General features: G+C 68.9%; 21 protein-coding genes. 9 read left to right on the top strand and 12 right to left on the bottom strand.

Features of this window, described 5'->3' with window-relative positions; translation table 11 throughout:
- Positions 1-72 precede the first annotated feature (72 nt).
- Complete coding sequence (gene yrfG / locus EBL85_RS07205; RefSeq protein WP_123142532.1) at positions 73-792, top strand: GMP/IMP nucleotidase; 720 nt, start codon at positions 73-75, stop codon at positions 790-792.
- On the opposite strand, the gene EBL85_RS07200 is transcribed toward yrfG, so the two are convergent.
- Positions 753-2,354, bottom strand: coding sequence for a DEAD/DEAH box helicase (locus EBL85_RS07200; RefSeq protein WP_123139512.1), 1,602 nt, complete (start codon positions 2,352-2,354; stop codon positions 753-755). The genes yrfG and EBL85_RS07200 overlap by 40 nt on opposite strands.
- Positions 2,355-2,555: 201 nt before the next feature.
- Here EBL85_RS07200 and trxA point away from each other — a divergent pair, with 201 nt between their 5' ends.
- Together trxA and rho are read left to right on the top strand one after the other, a co-directional pair.
- Positions 2,556-2,882: a thioredoxin TrxA gene (gene trxA / locus EBL85_RS07195; protein WP_062273231.1), complete on the top strand. Its 327-nt coding sequence runs from the start codon at positions 2,556-2,558 to the stop codon at positions 2,880-2,882.
- A gap of 196 nt (positions 2,883-3,078) precedes the next feature.
- Positions 3,079-4,335, top strand: coding sequence for a transcription termination factor Rho (gene rho, locus EBL85_RS07190; RefSeq protein ID WP_005224458.1), 1,257 nt, complete (start codon positions 3,079-3,081; stop codon positions 4,333-4,335).
- 249 nt (positions 4,336-4,584) lie between these two features.
- On the opposite strand, the gene EBL85_RS07185 is transcribed toward rho, so the two are convergent.
- Both EBL85_RS07185 and EBL85_RS07180 read right to left on the bottom strand, forming a co-directional pair.
- A complete protein-coding gene (locus tag EBL85_RS07185; RefSeq protein ID WP_200189292.1) occupies positions 4,585-5,649 on the bottom strand; it encodes a DUF4198 domain-containing protein in 1,065 nt (354 codons plus the stop codon).
- A gap of 56 nt (positions 5,650-5,705) precedes the next feature.
- Positions 5,706-6,023, bottom strand: coding sequence for a hypothetical protein (locus EBL85_RS07180; RefSeq protein WP_123139514.1), 318 nt, complete (start codon positions 6,021-6,023; stop codon positions 5,706-5,708).
- 182 nt (positions 6,024-6,205) lie between these two features.
- Here EBL85_RS07180 and EBL85_RS07175 point away from each other — a divergent pair, with 182 nt between their 5' ends.
- The 6 genes from EBL85_RS07175 to EBL85_RS07150 all read left to right on the top strand — a co-directional run bounded on the left by EBL85_RS07175 (position 6,206) and on the right by EBL85_RS07150 (position 11,837).
- Complete coding sequence (locus tag EBL85_RS07175) at positions 6,206-6,460, top strand: FeoA domain-containing protein (protein ID WP_123139515.1); 255 nt, start codon at positions 6,206-6,208, stop codon at positions 6,458-6,460.
- The gene (gene feoB, locus EBL85_RS07170) at positions 6,453-8,972 is read left to right on the top strand and encodes a ferrous iron transport protein B (protein ID WP_123142531.1); all 2,520 of its coding nucleotides are present in this window, start codon (positions 6,453-6,455) and stop codon (positions 8,970-8,972) included. The genes EBL85_RS07175 and feoB overlap by 8 nt, the downstream gene beginning before the upstream one ends.
- A gap of 55 nt (positions 8,973-9,027) precedes the next feature.
- Positions 9,028-9,270, top strand: a complete 243-nt coding sequence (locus EBL85_RS07165; protein WP_123139517.1) for a hypothetical protein — start codon at positions 9,028-9,030, stop codon at positions 9,268-9,270.
- A 666-nt stretch (positions 9,271-9,936) separates the two neighbouring features.
- Positions 9,937-10,803, top strand: a complete 867-nt coding sequence (locus tag EBL85_RS17400) for an AraC family transcriptional regulator (RefSeq protein WP_223806087.1) — start codon at positions 9,937-9,939, stop codon at positions 10,801-10,803.
- A gap of 33 nt (positions 10,804-10,836) precedes the next feature.
- Positions 10,837-11,532 (top strand): AzlC family ABC transporter permease, encoded by a 696-nt coding sequence (locus EBL85_RS07155; protein WP_123142529.1) that lies wholly within the window; start codon positions 10,837-10,839, stop codon positions 11,530-11,532.
- Positions 11,529-11,837: an AzlD domain-containing protein gene (locus tag EBL85_RS07150; RefSeq protein ID WP_123139520.1), complete on the top strand. Its 309-nt coding sequence runs from the start codon at positions 11,529-11,531 to the stop codon at positions 11,835-11,837. Before EBL85_RS07155 ends, EBL85_RS07150 begins: the two co-directional genes overlap by 4 nt.
- A 9-nt stretch (positions 11,838-11,846) precedes the next feature.
- Here the strand turns inward: EBL85_RS07150 and EBL85_RS07145 are convergent, their stop codons facing one another.
- From EBL85_RS07145 to mlaD, 9 genes are all read right to left on the bottom strand, one after another.
- Positions 11,847-12,266 carry a YqaA family protein gene (locus EBL85_RS07145; protein WP_123142528.1) on the bottom strand — a complete coding sequence of 140 codons (420 nt, stop codon included), beginning with the start codon at positions 12,264-12,266 and terminating at the stop codon, positions 11,847-11,849.
- 7 nt (positions 12,267-12,273) lie between these two features.
- Positions 12,274-12,789, bottom strand: coding sequence for a CIA30 family protein (locus tag EBL85_RS07140; protein WP_123139522.1), 516 nt, complete (start codon positions 12,787-12,789; stop codon positions 12,274-12,276).
- On the bottom strand, positions 12,774-13,859 hold the full coding sequence (gene hisC / locus EBL85_RS07135; protein WP_123142527.1) for a histidinol-phosphate transaminase: 1,086 nt from the start codon (positions 13,857-13,859) through the stop codon (positions 12,774-12,776). Before hisC ends, EBL85_RS07140 begins: the two co-directional genes overlap by 16 nt.
- Positions 13,860-13,875: 16 nt before the next feature.
- Positions 13,876-15,186 (bottom strand): histidinol dehydrogenase, encoded by a 1,311-nt coding sequence (gene hisD, locus EBL85_RS07130; protein ID WP_123142526.1) that lies wholly within the window; start codon positions 15,184-15,186, stop codon positions 13,876-13,878.
- A 40-nt stretch (positions 15,187-15,226) separates the two neighbouring features.
- Positions 15,227-15,877: an ATP phosphoribosyltransferase gene (gene hisG, locus EBL85_RS07125; RefSeq protein WP_123139525.1), complete on the bottom strand. Its 651-nt coding sequence runs from the start codon at positions 15,875-15,877 to the stop codon at positions 15,227-15,229.
- Positions 15,878-15,889: 12 nt separating this feature from the next.
- Positions 15,890-17,152 (bottom strand): UDP-N-acetylglucosamine 1-carboxyvinyltransferase, encoded by a 1,263-nt coding sequence (murA, locus tag EBL85_RS07120; protein ID WP_123139526.1) that lies wholly within the window; start codon positions 17,150-17,152, stop codon positions 15,890-15,892.
- 127 nt (positions 17,153-17,279) lie between these two features.
- Positions 17,280-17,606 carry a lipid asymmetry maintenance protein MlaB gene (locus tag EBL85_RS07115; RefSeq protein WP_123139527.1) on the bottom strand — a complete coding sequence of 109 codons (327 nt, stop codon included), beginning with the start codon at positions 17,604-17,606 and terminating at the stop codon, positions 17,280-17,282.
- Positions 17,603-18,223, bottom strand: a complete 621-nt coding sequence (locus EBL85_RS07110) for a phospholipid-binding protein MlaC (RefSeq protein WP_123139528.1) — start codon at positions 18,221-18,223, stop codon at positions 17,603-17,605. Before EBL85_RS07110 ends, EBL85_RS07115 begins: the two co-directional genes overlap by 4 nt.
- A complete protein-coding gene (mlaD, locus tag EBL85_RS07105; protein ID WP_123139529.1) occupies positions 18,223-18,690 on the bottom strand; it encodes an outer membrane lipid asymmetry maintenance protein MlaD in 468 nt (155 codons plus the stop codon). The genes EBL85_RS07110 and mlaD overlap by 1 nt, the downstream gene beginning before the upstream one ends.
- Between the last annotated feature and the right edge of the window lie 4 nt (positions 18,691-18,694).

Below are 18,694 nucleotides of genomic sequence, written 5' to 3'. Positions count from 1 at the left end.
GGCATCCTCTGCCCCACCGGCCCCGACCCAAGGCAGCGGTCACCCACTCGCAACCAACCTCCGGCGCAGCACATGACCCCAGAGCCCATCGACATCGACTGGACGCGGATCGACACCGTCTTCCTCGACATGGACGGCACCCTGTTGGACCTGCACTTCGACAACCACTTCTGGCTCGAACACATGCCCCGGCGCTACGCCGAGGCGCGCGGCATCCCGGTGGCGACGGCCAGGGCCGAGCTGCACGCCCGCTATCACGATCTCGCCGGCACCATCGAGTGGTACTGTCTCGATCACTGGAGCCGCGAGCTCGGCTTCGACGTCGCCCTGCTCAAGCGCGAGGTCGAGCACCTGATCGCGGTCCACCCGCGGGTGGTCGAGTTCCTCGAGCTGCTCGGCGCGCGCGGCAGACGCCGGGTGCTGGTGACCAACGCCCACCAGCGCGCGCTCGCGCTCAAGCTCGAACGCACCCGTCTCGCCGGTCATTTCGAGCACATCATCTGCGCCCATGACCTCGGCGCGATCAAGGAGACACCGGGATTCTGGTCGCGGGTGCAGACCATCGAGCCCTTCGACCCGACGCGCACCCTGTTCGTCGACGACAACCCGCAGGTGCTGCGCGCGGCCCACGACTACGGCTTCGGCTGGCTGCTCGCCGTCGGCGCGCCCGATTCACGCGCCGCGCCGCGCCGCGTCGAGGGCTTCGCCACCATCACCGACTTCGGACAGCTGATCCCCGGACTGGACGCGGCTCAGTCGACCGGCTCGATCTCCTCGGGCTTGGGCGACTGAACGCCTGTCTCCTGACTGGTTGAGGGCTTGCGCCGACGCCGCCGACGCCTCTTGCGCGGGGCCTCGGCCTGGCTGGCATCGGTCTCGGTGGGGGGCTGGGGGGCGGGATCGGTGGCGGGATCGGTGAGGGCACAGGAGGCCGGGGCGTCCGAGACCTTGGTCGAACGCCGCCGGCGCGGGCGCGGCGGCTGCGCGGACGACTCGGTCGAGGCGTCACGGGTCGAGCCTTCGCTCTCCGCGACCGGCTCGGCCGATCTCGGTCGCGCGCTGCGTCTGCGCCCATCGCGTTCGCCATGGCCGCGCTCACCACGCTCGCCGGAACGATGCCCATCGCGACGCGCACGCTCGGGACGCAAGCGGCTGCCGGGATCGACCTCGGCGAGCAGGCCCGGATCGACCGGCTCGACGGTGATCTTGGCGTCGATATAGGCCTCGATGTCGGGCAGACAGAAGGCATAGGTCTCGCAGACGAAGCCCACGGCATCGCCCGCGGCGCCGGCGCGCGCGGTGCGCCCGACGCGATGGACATAGTCCTCCGGGTCCTCGGGCAGGTCGAAGTTGACCACGTGGGTAACGTCGGGGATGTGCAGCCCGCGCGCGGCCACGTCGGTACCGACCAGCACCGGCAGCGAACCCTCGGTGAACTCGCGCAGCAGGCGCAACCGCTGTTTCTGCGGCACGTCGCCGGAGAGCACGGCGGTGTTGATGCCGTTGCCCTGCAGATAACCCCAGACGCGATCGGCCTCGCGCTTGGTGTTGACGAAGACCATGATCCGCGCATCGCCCTCGAGCCAGCCGCGCGCCAACCCGACCAGCAGCGGGATCTTCTCCTCGTTGGCGGTCATGTAGCAGCACTGGCGCACCCGATCGGCGGTGACCTGCTCGGTCTCGATCTTGATCAGGCGCGGCTGGTTCATGTGCTCGTAGGCGAGCTCGGTGACCCGGTAGGAGAGCGTGGCCGAGAACAGCAGCCCCTGACGCGACTCGGGCGGCGGCATCCGCCGCAGCAGGAAGCGGATGTCCTTGATGAAACCGAGGTCGAACATGCGATCGGCCTCGTCGAGCACCACCACCTCGATGCCGCGCAGGTCGAACACCCGCTGCTTGAAGTAGTCGATCAGCCGTCCCGGGGTGCCGATGAGGATGTCGACACCTGCGGCCAGCTCATCGCGCTGTTTCTGATAGCCGGTGCCGCCATAGGCCAGCCCCAGACGCAACCCGGTGTGGGCGCCGAGGGCGAGCGCGTCCTTGTGGATCTGCACCGCCAGCTCGCGGGTCGGGGCGAGGATCAGCGCCCGCGGTCGACAGATGGTGTCGGCGGCATCGCGCGGCTCGGCGGGGTGGCCGAGCAGCCGCTGCATGGTCGCGAGCAGGAAGGCTGCGGTCTTGCCGGTGCCGGTCTGTGCCTGACCGGCGATGTCATGCCCCTCCAGGGCGATCGGCAGGGTCTCGGCCTGGATCGGTGTACAGTGGGTGAAACCGGTCTCGGCGAGACCCGCGAGGATCCGCGGATCAAGCGCCAGCGAGTCGAGGCGCGTCTGGGAGAGGTGTGTGTCTGTCATGACGTTTCGGGTATCCCTGAGCTACAGACCTCGCGGACGGGCAAGGCTTGCAAATTCTCTTCGCTTTGGATCAAATAGCATCTTACCCAAGGGCCCATATCAACGCCAATTCGCCCGCCCGCTCCACAGCCGACCCGCGCGACGCCTCAACGGCGAGTTCTCACGCCCTTCACCACACGAATTCAACGGGAGACGACTCCAGTGAGCGACAGCATCGTCCACGTGACCGATGACACCTTCGAGGAAGAGGTGCTGAAATCCTCCAAGCCGGTGCTCGTAGACTACTGGGCCGACTGGTGCGGTCCGTGCAAGATGATTGCCCCGGTCCTCGATGAGATCGCAAGCGAGTACGGCAAGGACCTCAAGGTCGCCAAGCTCAACATCGACGACAACCCCAACACCCCTCCCCGTTACGGCATCCGCGGCATCCCCACGCTGATGCTGTTCAAGGATGGCGAGGTCGAGGCGACCAAGGTGGGCGCCGTCTCCAAGTCGCAGCTGACCGCTTTCATCGACAGCAACCTCTGACACCCGGCAACCAACCAGCGCGCGGCGAGGCACCCGCGCGTTTGAGGCGATCGACTTTCTAATTTCCACGGGGCGTCCGCCCGGACGCCCCCTCTCCGGTGGGCTGCTGTCCTGCAGCCGCATCCTCTCGCGACACCGATCCTTCTCGCGGGGCGCTGCCCACCAGCCACGACCTCTGTCTTTAACGATAACCGTGATGAATCTAACCGAACTCAAGAAGACGCCTGTACCCGAGCTGGTTGCCCTTGCCCAATCGATGGACATCGAGGGTGTCGGACGCTCTCGCAAGCAGGACCTGATCTTCGCCATCCTCAAGGCACAGGCCAAGCGTGGCGAGGACATCTACGGCGACGGCGTGCTCGAGATCCTGCAGGACGGATTCGGGTTCCTGCGCTCGGCCGACGCCTCCTATCTCGCCGGCCCCGACGACATCTACGTCTCGCCCAGCCAGATCCGGCGCTTCGCGCTGCGCACCGGCGACACCATCTCGGGCAAGATCCGTCCGCCCAAGGACGGCGAGCGCTACTTCGCCCTGCTCAAGGTCTCGGACATCAACTTCGATCGCCCCGAGAACGCCAAGTCGAAGATCCTGTTCGAGAACTTCACCCCGCTGTTCGCCCAGGAGCGGCTCACCCTCGAGGTCGGCAACGGCAGCACCGAGGACATCACCGCCCGCACCATCGACCTGGTCGCCCCCATCGGCAAGGGTCAGCGCGGCCTCATCGTCTCGCCGCCCAAGGCCGGTAAGACCATGATGCTGCAGAACATCGCCCAGTCGATCGGTCACAACCACCCCGACTGCTACCTGATCGTGCTGCTCATCGACGAGCGTCCGGAAGAGGTCACCGAGATGGCCCGCTCGGTGCGCGGCGAGGTCATCTCCTCGACCTTCGACGAGCCGGCCACGCGTCACGTCCAGGTCGCCGAGATGGTGATCGAGAAGGCCAAGCGTCTGGTCGAGCACAAGAAGGACGTGGTCATCCTGCTCGACTCCATCACCCGCCTGGCGCGCGCCTACAACACCGTGGTGCCCTCCTCCGGCAAGGTGCTCACCGGCGGCGTCGACGCCAACGCGCTGCAGCGTCCCAAGCGCTTCTTCGGCGCCGCGCGCAACGTCGAGGAAGGCGGCAGCCTCACCATCATCGCCACCGCGCTGGTCGACACCGGCTCGCGCATGGACGACGTGATCTACGAGGAGTTCAAGGGCACCGGCAACATGGAGATCCACATGGATCGCCGTATCGCCGAGCGTCGCATCTTCCCGGCGATCAACATCAACCGCTCCGGCACCCGCCGCGAGGAGTTGCTGATGGGCCCGGCGGAACTGCAGAAGATGTGGATCCTGCGCAAGATCCTGCACCCGATGGACGAACTGGCGGCCATGGAGTTCCTCTTCGACAAACTCAAGGCGACCAAGACCAACGACGAGTTCTTCTCCTCGATGAAGGGCTGAACGACCGCAGCTCGCCCCGAACACGCCAGGCGCGCGGCGTCACCGTCGCGCCATCGGCCCCGCCATCGCCGCACGTCCGCAACACCCCGCACCGCCCCCGTCTCTCCCCCCGCCCCGTCACCGGACATGCCGCACGGACGGTCGTCAGGGCACGGATCCCGAAAAGACATCGCCCCGGCCCGGCACGAGGCCGAACCGGGGCGATGGAGATGCCCGCCGAACCCGCTCCCGCGCGTCCGGCGAAACGACTCAGTTGGCGCCGAGTCGGCTCAGCACATCGAGCACCTCGGCATCGACCAGACCATTGACGGGCAGCTCGCGCACCCGCTGGAAGACCTTCAGCGCCTCGCGCGTCTGCGGCCCGAAGCGACCGTCGACACCACCGCCGTAGACCCCGAGCCCGCGCAGCGCGGCCTGCACATCACGCCGCTGCTCGAGGCTCAGTTCGCGATCGAAGGTCTCGGCGTCACCCGCCTCGGCCTGCTCGCTCACCCCCGCCTCGACGACCGGCGCACCGACCTCCAGGGGACGCGCCTCGACCCAGATCACCGCATCCTGCGACAGCTCCTTGCCCTCGTGCGCCTTCTCCGGGCCACTGCCGAGACAGGCGAAGCCCCACACCCCGGGCGTCGGGATGCCGAAGGTGAAGCGCCCGTCGCTATCGGTGATGGCGACGATCGCGGTCGCCGGCACCGTGCCCAGGGTGTCCTCGCCGAAGGCGTTGGCGGTCATGTCGATCTCGGTGTTGATGTACTCGATCTCGCACTCGGCGCCGGCCACCGGCTGGCCCTCGGCGAGCAGCTGACCGGTGAAGGTGCCGCCGGCGAACACCTGATAGGGCTTGTTCAGCGGCACGATCTCGGTGGGCAGGCCGAGCGGCTCGCTCCAGTTGGTGGGCATCGCGCCCTTGTTCAGATAGGACTTGGTGATCTGCTGGATATAGATGTCCTCGCTACCCTCGTAATAGGGCGCGGGTACCAGCGCGAACACATAGTCACCGTTGCGCCGAACCTTGTAGGTCGCCTGATAGGCCTTGGCCTGGTTGTGGGCGCCCTGCCAGGTGATCGGCTGCAGCGCGTCCTTGAGGTCGATGCGCTGGTCCTTGAACTGGACGAAGAAATCGAGCGGCTCGCCCATGTCCATGGCGTGGCCGTTCTCCATCGGGTGCCCGAACACCAGCTTGAGATCGACCTCGGCCGGCGACTCGAGCATGGTCTCGGGGGTGTAGAGCAGCTGGAAGTGCGCCTGGGCGGCGCCGGTGCCGAGACCGAGCGCGGCTGCCGAGGCGAGGAGTGCGAGAGGGGTCTTCATCATCGTAGCTAGGGTTCCGGTGTCAGAAAGCGGGGTATTGCGGCCAGCGCGGCTGGCCCTTACTCGACGATGTCCTCGCCGTCGATCTCGATCTCGTGACCGGGACCGGCATCGAACACCACCTTGTACTCGCCATCGGGCTTGTCGAACTCGAACTCGCTGTCCTCGGTCATCGCGCCCTCGATGACGGCGCTGCCGCTGGCATCGAGCACGCGGATCGCCACGCCGGAGGCCGAGGAGCCGTCGGAGAAGCCGCCCTCGCAGAAGACGGTGCCGTCACCGTTGTCGTAGCAGGAACACAGCGGCGTGTGGGCCAGGGCCGGGGTGGCGGCCAGGGTGGCTGCGAGCAGCGTCAGTGGCGGCAGGATCTTGCGCATCGAACTCTCCAGATTGCGATTTTCGTCGTCGCCGGGATCGGCATCCCGGTCGATTCGGGGCGCGAGAGACCTTACCCCAAGAGGGCATAATCACGCAAACGCTAATCTTTATCATTTGCGCCAAAGCATCAATAAGTCTAGAATTCCGCCCTCAGCCCGCTCGTACTGCTCAAGGCCCCGCCATGCCGAACCGACCGAACCACCCCCACCGCACCCTCAACGACATGCGCCCCGGTCACCGCGCGCGCATCCGTCGTCACCATGCGCGCGGCGCCGTACGCCAGCGCCTCATGGACCTGGGACTGATGCCGAACGTCGAGGTGGTGCTGGTGCGCAGCGCGCCACTGAACGACCCTATCGAACTGAAGCTGGAGGCGACCAACGTCACCCTGCGCCGTCAGGAGGCAGCCACCATCGAGGTCGGCGACGATGACTGAGCGCAGAGACCTGCTGGTCGCCCTCGCCGGTCAGCAGAACGCCGGCAAGTCGACCCTGTTCAACGCCCTCACCGGGGCGCGCCAGCACGTCGCCAACTACCCCGGGGTGACGGTCGACAAGAAGTACGGCCAGTACGGCGACACCGAGGGCCGGGTACGCATCGTCGACCTGCCCGGCACCTACGGCCTGACCTCCTTCTCGCTGGAGGAGCGGGTGGCGCGCGACTTCCTCATCCAGGAGCGCCCGGACGTCGTCGTCAACGTGGTCGACGGCTCCAACCTGCGCCGTTCGCTGCACCTCACCCTGCAGCTCCAGGAGATGGAGCTGCCGCTGGTGCTGGCGCTGAACATGATGGACGTCGCCGCCGGGCGCGGGCTGGAGATCGACCCGCAGCGCCTCGCCGCCCGACTCGACGTCCCGGTGATCCCCACCGTCGGGCGCCGCTCCGAGGGGCGCGAGGCGCTGCGCGCGGCGATTCGCGCGCGCGCGTGCGATCACCGCAAGACCGCCGCCGCGGTCGACTACGGCGAGCTGGAGCCGGCGATCGGCGCACTCGTCGAGCACGCGACCACCACCCCGGAGCTGGCCGCCGTGCCCGCGCGCTGGCTCGCGCTCAAGCTGCTCGAGGACGACGCCCAGGCGCAGCGGCAGCTGCGCGAGCGCCTGCCCGCACCACAGGCCGAGGCCCTGCTCCAGGAGGCGGCGCGCCGGCGCGGCGACTTCGAGACCCAGGCGCGACTCGACGTCGCCGACCACCTCGCGGCCTGTCGCGACCAGACCGTCGGACAACTGCTCGCGGGCGTGGTCGAACGGCGCGAGGACCGTCCGCGCACCACCCTCACCGAGCGCATCGACCGCGTGGTGCTCAACCGTCTCGCCGCGCCGGCCTTCCTGGTGCTCACCGTGTTCCTGATCTATCAGGTGGCGATCGTCTGGGGCTACGAGCTGACCAACTACACCTGGCCGCTGCTCGCCGGGATGCGCGAGCTGGTCGCCGGGGTGCTGCCCGATGCCGGCTTCCTGGTCGATCCCTACACCCGCGCGCTCGGGCTGTGGCTGGTCGACTCGGCCAACACCCTGCTCAACTATGTGCCGATCTTCCTCATCCTCTTCGCGCTGATCGCGGTGCTCGAGGACTCGGGCTACATGGCGCGCATCGCCTTCATCCTCGACAAGGTGCTGCACCGCTTCGGGCTGCACGGCCAGAGTACCCTGCCCTTCATCCTCGCCGGGGTGTTCGCCGGCGGCTGCGCGGTGCCCGGGGTGATGGCCACCAAGGGCATCCCCGACAACCGCGCACGGATGGCCACCATCCTCACCGTGCCCTTCATGAACTGTCTGGCCAAGGTGCCGCTCTACACCCTGCTGCTCGGGATCTTCTTCGTCGAGCACAAGGCGCTGATGATGTTCTACATCTCGACCATGACCATCATCTTCGCGCTGCTGGTGGCCAAGCTGCTCACCCGCACCGTGCTGCGCGGCGAGGAGACCTCGCCCTTCGTCATGGAGCTGCCGGCCTATCACCTGCCGACCCTCGGCGGCGTGCTGCGGCGCGCCATCGATCGCACCTGGCTCTACATCAAGAAGGTCGGCACCATCGTCATCGCGGTGGCGGTGGTGGTCTTCACCCTGCTGCACCTGCCCGGACTCTCCGACACGCGCATGGCCGACTTCGAGGAGCGCGGTCGCGCGGCGGTGAGCAGCTTCGAGCAGGCGATGGCGGGCAACGCCTATGACTGGGTCGCCACCGCCGAGCACATCACCCCGCTGCTCAACTATTACAACGACTACAAGCGCGCCAAGCTCAACGCCTCCGGGGCCGAGGGCTCACGCGCGGTCAAGGCGCGCTTCGAGCGCCGCAACCCCGACTACTTCCCGCTGGTCGCACCGCCCAAGGGCGATCGCGACGCCCGTCAGGCCAGTCGCGAGTTGCGCAAGCTCAGCTCGGCGCGCAAGTCGCTGCGCCGCGAGATGCGCGAGGAGCGCATCACCAGCTCGATCCTCGGCATCATCGGGCGCGGCATGGAGCCGGTGACCCGGTTCGCCGGCTTCGACTGGAAGATCAACGTCGCCCTGCTCTCCTCCTTCGCCGCGCGCGAGAGCAGCGTCGCCACCCTCGGGGTGCTGTTCCAGCAGGACGAGGACCAGAACGCCACGCTCGAGCAACGCATGGGCGAGGAGACCCGCGCCGGCGGCGCCACCGCACTCACCGCGGTGGCGGTGATCCTGTTCTTCGCGCTCTACCCGCCCTGTCTCGCCACCACGGTGATGGTCAAGGTCCAGACCGGCTCCTACAAGTGGATGCTGTTCTCGATCGTCTTCCCCACCCTGCTCGGGCTGGGTGTGGCCAGCGCGGTCTACAGCATCGGCGTCGCCACCGGCTCCTCGGGGATCGAGATGATGAGCTGGACCTACTTCGGCGCGCTCGCGCTGCTGTTGCTGCTCGGGTTGTTCACCGGGCCGGGCCGGAGACGCCCCGTCGCCCTGACCACCGCACCCGAACACGGCTGACCGGTGGCCGGGGCAGCGCCCCGGCCGCACCCATTCGCAGACCACGGAGCACCGCATGCAAGAGACCGCAACCGACAGCAGCGCCGCGACGGTGGTCGCCGCCGGCAATGCGCTCGGCTGGGCCGACATCCTCATCCCGCTGATCGCGCTCGGCGCTGCGCTCTACTATCTCTACCGCACCCTGTGGGCCAACCGCGGTCGCTGCGGCGGCTGCTCGGGCAAGGGCAAGGGTGGCGGCTGCGCCACCGCCGCGCCGCCCCGGGTGACACCACCGCGCATCGGCCAGGGCCGTCGCTGAGCGCCCTCCCACGGATGAGCGACACCGCCAGCGAGGGCCCCGGCCTCATCCACCACGATGGCCGCCGCACCATCGATCGCGACCTCGCCCGCGTCCCACGCGCTCAGGTCGGCGCCCTGCCGGGCAATCCGGCCGCCGACGGACGTCCTGCGTCCCGTCGGCGGCCACGACCGGATGCTCGCGCAGCTCGCCGGGATCCGCCGCGCCGCGAGCCGCGACTGCGATGTGCTGGCGCGGATCGGCGGCGAGGAGTTCGCGCAGATCCTCCACCGCATCTCCCCCGAGCAGGCCCGCGCGCGGCTGGCGCGACTGCGCGAACGCCTGCACCGCGACCCGATCGGGCTCGATGGCGACACCCGCCTCAGGGTCATCGACAGCATCGGTGACACCGTGTGTCGGCGAGTGTCAGGCGCAGACCCAGTTCGCACCACCGCGCGCCCCTCAGGAGATCGTCAAGCGCGCCGACGACGCCCTCGACTGGGTCAAGGCCAGCGGGCGCAACGGCCGTATCGCCTGGAGCGAACTCGACCCCCACTACCGCAGACATCGACCGGCGCTGCTACACTGCGACACACGCCGCCCACCGTGCGTCTCCCCACCGACCGGCCAGGATCCGCGCGCGCCCTCCGAGCAACCCGACGAGCAGTGCTCTGCCACCAGCAACCCATGTCCCTGCAAGACCACGACGAACGCGTGCGCTTCCACGTCAGCGACGCCCTCGGCGGTCTCGAGTGGCTGAGCGCACGCTATGTCCACCAACGCTTCTCGCGCCATGCCCATGCCGGCTACAGCATCGCGCTGATCGAGCGCGGCACCCAGGGCTTCTTCAACGCCGGCGCCAACCATCTCGCCCCGACCGACAGCCTCATCCTCGTCAACGCCGACACCATCCACACCGGACAGGCCGCGAGCAGCGGCGGCTGGGCCTATCGCGCGCTCTACCCCACCCCCGAGCAGTTCGAGCAGGTCTGGCGCGTACTCGGCCAGCCCGGTCGGCGCGCCCCCTGGTTCCGCTCGCCGGTGGTGCACGACCCGGCCCTGGCGCACCGTCTGCGCACACTCTTCACCCTGCTCGATCGACCCGCGAGCCGGCTCGCGCGCGACACCGCGCTCCACGACACCCTCGCACGACTGATGCGCGATCACGCCGGGATGCACGCCGCACCCGGCGAGCCGGGCGCCAACCCCCGTCTCGCGCTGGTCCGCGACCGGCTCGAACAGGCCGCCGAGGAGGAGATCCCGCTCGCCGCGCTGGCGCGACTCGCCGGCTGCAGCCCGGCACATCTGGTGCGCGCCTTCCATCGTCGCTACGGCCTGCCTCCGCACGCCTATCAGGTCCAGGCCCGGCTCAGACGGGCCGCCGCGTTGCTGCGCCAAGGCGCGACGATCGGCGCGGCGGCCTGCGCCGCCGGCTTCCACGACCAGAGCCATCTGCACCGTCACTTCAAGCGCGCCCGCGGCATCACCCCGGGGCAATATCTCGCCCAGTACCGCGCAAGAACGTACAAGACGCCGCGCCCCCGCGAGCGCTAGGCTCGAACGCTCCACAACAGCACTAGAAACCGCATGAACGCAGCACCGCTCCCTCACCCCGGCAGACGTCTCGCGCGCGGCGCGGTGGCGATCGCACCACTCTGTCTGGCGGTCGTCCCCTGGGGACTGCTCGCCGGCTCCTATGCCGTCGGCAGCGGGCTCTCGCCGCTCGAGGGTCAGGCACTGTCGCTGATCCTGTTCGCCGGCGCGGTCCAGCTGGTGGTGATCGGCATGGCCCAGGACGGCGCCTCGCTCGCCGCCATGTTGCTGGCCACCGCCTTCATCACCGCCCGTCACCTGCTCTACGGCCTCAGCCTGCGCGACCGGGTCGGCACGCTGCCGCTGCGCTGGCGACTGCCGCTGGGCTTTCTCCTCACCGACGAGCTGTTTGCCGTCTGCACCCGTCACGACGCCCCCGCCTTCGACCGCTGGTACATGCTCGGCGCCGGACTGGTCTTCTATCTGGTGTGGAATCTGGCGACCCTGGTCGGGGTGGTGATGGGCGAGACCCTGCCCGGGATCGAGGGGCTGGGGCTGGAGTTCGCGGTGGCGGCGACCTTCATCGCCATCGTCGTCCCCAACCTGGTCGACCGGCCGCTGTGGGTCGCGGCGCTGAGCGCACTGGTGGTGGCGGTGCTCGCCGCCCATCTGGGTATCTCCGGCGGACTGGTGCTCGCCGCGCTGGCGGGGATGGGCGCGGGCTATGTCACCGAGCAGGTGGCGCCATGAGCCTGTTCGATCTGCTCGCCCTCACCCTGGTGATCTTCGCCAGCCGCTATCTGTTCCTCGAACCGGCGCTGCCGCTGCGGCTCAACCGCCATCTGCGCGGCATGCTGCGCTATGCCGGCCCGGCGGTGCTCACCGCGATCTGGGGCCCGGTGGTGTTCATCCACGGCGAGCCCGGCCGGTTCGCCCTCGCCCTCCCCGAGCTCGCCGCCGCCACCCTGGCCGCGCTGCTCGCCTGGCGCACCCACCGCGTACTGCTCACCGTCACCCTGAGCATGACGCTCTATTTCCTGTTGCGGCTGTGGTAGCGGCAGCGCTCAGCTCGCCAGCCACAGGATCAGCGCATAGCGCGCACCCTTGCCGAGGGCGACCAGCGGCAGGAACAGCCGCAGCGGCACCCGCATCACCCCGGCGACCAGGGTCAGGGCGTCACCGATCAGCGGCGCCCAGGCGAACAACAGGGTCCATACCCCGTAGCGGGCGAAACGTGTCTGCGCAGCGGCGATCTGCGCCGGGGTGAAGTGGAACCAGCGCCGATCCTGGAAGCGCAACAGCGCCCGCCCCAGCCACCAGTTGAGCAACGACCCCAGGGTGTTGCCGAGGGTGGCGACGAGGAGCAGCAGCCAAGGCGTGGCCCCGGCCTGTAACAGCGCGTAGAGGGCGACCTCGGAGGAGGCCGGCAGCAGGGTCGCGGCGAGAAAGGCCGAGACGAAGAGCAGCAGATAGCCACCGATCACGACAGGATCAGTCGCGATAGAGCCCGATGGCGTCGAGACAGAGTTCAGCCTCGAAGGCGCGACCGATGGCGACCACACCCAGCCGGGTCAGCCGACGCGGGTCGAGCGGGCGATCGACACGGTGCGGCCTGAACGCGGCGAAGGGCAGATGGCAGGTGCGCCACGCCGGGGTCGCGGTGAACCCCGCGCGATAGGACTGCCAGGGGTGGTGCAGCGCGTCGCTCTTGAGATGGAGGTTGTAATCCTCGCCGTTGCCGCGCACCCGCAGCCACAGCCCGGTGAAGTCACCGGCATCGAAGGTCCCCGACTCGGCGAGCGGCAGCAACAGCTGGAGGAATCCGCCACCCTCGGCCAGGCTCACCGCGCCGCGCATGCACAGCACCCGCCGACCGTCCTCCTCGCCGTACCAGTGCGCGCCCTGCGAGCGCCCGCCCATCACCTGATCGGCGACCAGCCGCCAGCGGGTGCCGAGGCACGAGCGGCCATCGGCGGCGCCGAAATCGTCGATCAGCCGCTCGCGCACAAGGCCGCCCGCAGCGCATCGACGAGCACCGCGTTCTCCTCCGGGGTGCCGACGGTGATGCGCAGACAATCGGCGAGGGCCGGGGCGCTGCCGTCGAGGTTCTTCACCAGCACGCCGCGCTCGCACAGCGCCGAGAACAGACCACCGGCGCGCCCCCTGGGGGTACGCACGAGGATGAAGTTGGCCTCGCTCGGATAGGGGTGCAGACCGTCGAGCGCGGCGAGCGCCGCGAACAGCCGCGCGCGCTCCTCACGGATCGCCCGGGTCTGGGCGTCGAACAGCGCCTTGTGACGCAGCGCGAACACCGCCGAGACCTGGGTGAGGACGTTGATGTTGTAGGGCAGCCGGGTCTTGTCGATCTGCGCCAGCCAGTCACGCGGCCCCACCAGATAGCCCAGACGCAGCCCCGCCAGCCCCATCTTCGAGACGGTGCGCATCACCAGCAGGTTGGGCCAGTCGCCGAGCAGACCGAGGAAGCTGGTGTCGGTGAAGGGCGCATAGGCCTCGTCGACCACCACCAGGCCGGGGGCGGCCTCGATGATGCGTACCATGTCCTCGGAGTCGAAGCGGTTGCCGGTGGGGTTGTTGGGATAGGCGAGGAAGATCAACGCCGGACGCTCGCGCTCGATCGCCGCGAGCACCGCCGGCAGGTCGATGGCGAAGTCGGCACGCAGCGGCACGCCGACGTACTCCATGCCCGCGCACTGGGCGATCTGGCGATACATCACGAACCCCGGATCGAGCGACAGCAGCCGCCGTCCGGGGCCGCCGACGGTCATCGCCAGCATCTGGATGAGTTCGTCCGAGCCGTTGCCGAGCAACAGCTCGAACTCGGGGCCGATCCCCATGGTCTCGCGCAGCGCCGTGTGCAGCGCCTCGCCATTGGGGTCGGGGTAGCGGTTGAGATCGAGCCCGCGCAGGGTCTCGAGCCATTCCGCCTTCAACTCATCGGGCCAGCCGTAGGGGTTTTCCATCGCGTCGAGCTTGATCATCCCGTCCGCCGCCGCGACCCGGTAGGCCGGTATGGCCTGGATCTCGGGGCGGACCAACGCATCGATCACCGTGGTCATGTCACGCCACCAGAGGCTATTCGGCGGCGTCCTCGCCGCGATACTCGGCCGAGCGCGCGTGCGCGGTCAGACCCTCGCCCCGCGCCAACACCGAGGCGGTGCGCGAGAGCGTGGCGGCACCGGCCGCCGAGGCCATGATCAGGCTCGAGCGCTTCTGGAAGTCGTAGACCCCCAGCGGCGAAGAGAAGCGCGCGGTGCGCGAGGTCGGCAGCACGTGGTTGGGGCCGGCGCAGTAGTCACCCAGGGCCTCGGCGGTATAGCGACCCATGAAGATGGCGCCGGCGTGACGGATGCGCCCGACCACCGCCTGCGGATCGGCCAGCGACAGCTCGAGGTGCTCGGGGGCGATCTGGTTGGCCACCGCGATGGCGTCGTCGAGGTCGCACGCGGCGATCAGCGCGCCACGGGCGCGCAGCGCGGTGGCGATGATCTCGGCGCGCTCCATGGTCGGCAGCAGACGATCGATGCTCGCCGCCACCCGGTCGAGGAAATCGTGGTCCCAGCTCACCAGGATCGACTGCGCGTCCTGATCGTGCTCGGCCTGGGAGAAGAGGTCCATGGCGATCCAGTCGGGATCGGTCTGGCCGTCGCACACCACCAGGATCTCGGAGGGACCGGCGACCATGTCGATGCCGACCTGGCCGAACACCGCGCGCTTGGCGGTGGCGACATAGATGTTGCCGGGACCGACGACCTTGTCGACCGGCGGCACCGAGTCGGTACCGTAGGCGAGCGCGGCCACCGCCTGGGCGCCACCGATGGCGAAGGCGCGATCGACCCCGGCGACGTGCGCGGCGGCGAGCACCAGCTCGTTGAGTTCGCCATCCGGGGTCGGCACCACCATGATCAGCTCGGCGACCCCGGCGACCTTGGCCGGGATGGCGTTCATCAGCACCGAGGAGGGATAGGCCGCCTTGCCGCCGGGGACGTAGAGCCCGGCGCGATCGAGCGGCGTGACCTGCTGACCGAGCAGGGTGCCGTCGGCCTCCTCGAAGCTCCAGGACTCGACGCTCTGGTGCTCGGCATAGGCACGGATGCGCGCGGCGGCCTGCTCCAGCGCCTCGCGCTGCGCCGCGGGGATGCGCTCCCAGGCGGTGGCCAGACGCGCGCGCGGGATCTCCAGGTCGGCGGCACTGGCCGGCGACCAGCGATCGAAGCGGGCGGTGTAGTCGATCAGCGCCGCGTCGCCGCGCGCGCGCACCTCGCGGATGATCTCGGCGACCGTCTGCTGGACGCGATCGTCGGAGACCGACTCCCAGGCCAGAAGGCCGTCGAGCCGTTCCTGGTAGTCGGCGTCGGTGGTGTCAAGACGTTGGATCTCGGTCACGGATGTCACTCCCGGTCCGTCGCCACGGACCCCATAGCATTCAATTCTGGTTGCTTGCCAGCGCCTCGCGCAGGCTCTCGAGCAGCCCATTGACCGCGGCATGCTTCATCTTCCAGGCGGCCTTGTTGACCACCAGCCGCGAGCTGATGTCGCTGATGTGCTCGAGCGGCACCAGGCCATTGGCCTTGAGCGTGTTGCCGCTCTCGACGAGGTCGACGATACGATCGGCCAAACCGACCAGCGGGGCCAGCTCCATCGAACCGTAAAGCTTGATGATATCGACCTGCTCGCCCTTGGCGGCGTAATAGCGCTCGGCGCTGCGCACATACTTGGTGGCAATGCGCATGCGCCGGTTGGTCGGCGGCGTGCTGTCGGGCAGCCCGGCGACCATCAGCCGGCAGCGGGCGATGCGCAGGTCGAGTGGCTCGTAGAGCCCCTCGCCGCCGTGCTCGAGCAGCACGTCCTTGCCGGCGACGCCGAGATCGGCGGCGCCGTACTGGACATAGGTGGGGACGTCACTGGCGCGGATGATGACGAACTTCACCCGCGCGTCCGTGGTCTCGAGGATCAGCTTGCGGCTGCGCTCCGGATCATCCAGCGGATGGATCCCGGCATGGGCCAGCAGCGGCAGGGTCTGCTCGAAGATACGGCCCTTGGACAGGGCGATGGTCAGGGGGGTGTTCGCTGTCATGGTGTCGCGATCCTAGTCCGCGCCCGAGGTCCGCCGCAGATCGGCGCCCAGGGCGTGCAGCTTTGCTTCGATGTTGTCATACCCGCGATCGAGGTGGTAGAGGCGATCGACCAGGGTCTCGCCCTCGGCCACCAGACCGGCCAGCACCAGACCGGCCGAGGCGCGCAGATCGGTGGCCATCACCGGCGCGGCGGTCAGTCGTCCGACCCCGCGACAGATGGCGGTGTTGCCCTCGATCCGGATCTCGGCGCCCATCCGCTCGAGCTCGGGGACGTGCATGAAGCGGTTCTCGAAGATGGTCTCGGTGACCGTGCCGACGCCCTCGGCGATGCTGTTGAGGGCGCAGAACTGGGCCTGCATGTCGGTCGGGAAACCGGGGTGCGGCGCGGTGTGGATGTCGACCGCGCGCGGGCGCCGACCGTGCATGTCGAGGGCGATCCAATCCTCGCCGGTCGCGACCTCGGCGCCGGCCTCGCGCAGCTTCTGTACCACCGCGTCGAGCGCCTCGGGACAGGTCCGCTCGACCCGCACCCGCCCGCCGGTCATGGCGGCGGCGACCAGGAAGGTGCCGGTCTCGATGCGATCGGGCATCACCCGATGGCTGCCGCCGCCGAGCCGCTCGACGCCCTGGATGCGGATGCGATCGCTACCGGCGCCCTCGACGCGCGCCCCCAGGGTATTGAGGAAGGCGCCGAGGTCGGCCACCTCGGGCTCGCGCGCGGCGTTCTCGATCACCGTCTCGCCCTCGGCCAGGACGGCGGCCATCATCAGGTTCTCGGTGCCGGTGACCGAGACCATCTCCATCACCAGCCGCGCCCCACGCAGACGGCGCGCGCGGGCGCGAATATAGCCGCCCTCGACGGTGATCTCGGCGCCCATCGCGCGCAGCCCCTCGATGTGCAGGTTGACCGGGCGGGCGCCGATGGCGCAGCCCCCGGGCAGGGAGACATCGGCACGACCATAGCGCGCGAGCAGCGGCCCGAGCACCAGGATCGAGGCGCGCATGGTCTTGACCAGCTCGTAGGGCGCGGCGAAGTCGTGCAGCGTGCGCGGCTCGACCTCGACCCGATCACCCTCGCGGCGCAGCGCCGCACCCATCCGCCCCAGCAGCTCCAGGGTGGTGGCGATATCGCGCAGGCGCGGGATATTGGTCAGGGTCACCGGGGCGTCGGCCAGCAGGGTGGCGGCGAGGATCGGCAGCGCCGCGTTCTTCGCCCCCGAGGCCTCGACCACGCCATCGAGCCTGGTCCCACCGTTAATCAGCAGCTTGTCCATGGTCTCGGCGAACCCCTGAGGGACGAAGGCGCTCGCGCCCGCTCCCTCGCTCTGTTTCGATTGCGACGGACACGCCGCCGCCGGCCCAGGCTCGAGCATCACTCCAGCATCCACCACAGGCTCCCTGTCAGCTCGATCGCGCCGCCGCCGGGGTGGTCGATACCGGCAACAACTCCAGGATGTTCGAAAAGGCCGCGATCCGCCGCAGCGAATCGGGAAGATTGGCATAGCTCAGCGCGACGCCGCGCGCCCGGGCGAGGTCGAGCCATTCGAGCAGCAGCGCCAGACCGGCGCTGTTGGCGGCGCTGACGCCGGCCAGGTCGATCTCGACGGTCGTGGGCGCGCGCAGCAACGCCTCGCCCTCGACCGCCAGCCGGGTAACCGTGGCGAGATCGAGTACGCCGTCGAGACGCCAGCGACCCGGCGCGGTCTCGCTCAGGCGGGTGGCGCTCATTCGCGCCCCTTGAGGTTCATGTCCTCGAGCCGGGCGATCAGACCGTCGATCCCGGAGCGCTGGATCTCGGTGGCGAAGTCGCTGCGATAGTTGCCGACCAGGCTGGCATTGCTGATCACCACGTCATAGACCTTCCAGCCGGAACCACCGTCGTACATGCGGTAGTCGACCGGGATCGGCGAACCGCCCGACTGCTGAACCTCGGTGGCGACGGTCACCATGTTCGGGCGCGAACTCGGGCGCACCGGCAGATAGCGGATCTCCTCGCCCGAATAGCTCAGCAGCGAGCGCGCATAGGTGCGGATCAGCACCTGCTTGAAGCTGTCGACCAGACGCTGGCGCTGCGCCTGACTGGCCTCGCGCCAATAGCGACCGACCGCGCCCTGGGTGATGCGCACGAAGTCGAAGTGAGGCGCGACCTGGTCCTCGAGCAGACCATAGATCAGGCTCGGATCGCGCTCGATCTCGGCGCGGCGCTGCTCGAGGGTGTCGAGCATGCGCATGGTGGTGCGCTCGACCAGGGCGGTGGCCGACTCCTGGGCCGCGCTCGCCAGACCACTGCCGAGGCTCGCCAGCACCAGGGTCACCAGCAATAGAAAATGACGTTGCCGCAACATCAGCCGTCTCCGCTTGCCTTACTGAATAAGAATTGTCCGATCATCTGCTCGAGGATCATCGCCGACTGGGTCTGCATGATCTCGTCACCGTCGCGCAGCACGTCGGGGCTGCCGCCGGGCTCGAGTGCGACGTACTGCTCGCCGAGCAGTCCGGAGGTGAAGACGTTGGCGAAGGTGTCCATCGGCAGGTTGTCGACCGCCGAGTCGATGCGCAGCGTCACCACCGCCTCGAAGGTGCGGGGATCGAAGTCCACCGCTTCCACGCGCCCGACCCGAACCCCGGCCATGCTCACCGGCGCACGCGCCTTGAGGCTGCCGACGTTGGCAAAGCGTGCGGTGAGCCGATAACCCTCGTCGCCCCCGGCGAGATTGAGGTTGCTGACCTGCATCGCGAGGAAGAACAGGGCGACGAAGCCGGCGACCATGAAGGCCCCGACCAGGATCTCGATGTTGCGTTGTCTTGCCATCTCA

The organism is Marichromatium sp. AB32 (assembly GCF_003718675.1).
Classification (GTDB): Bacteria; Pseudomonadota; Gammaproteobacteria; order Chromatiales; family Chromatiaceae; genus Marichromatium; species Marichromatium gracile.
The sequence above is the reverse complement of the archived record's forward strand: the minus strand, read 5'-3'. Positions and strand labels throughout refer to the sequence as shown.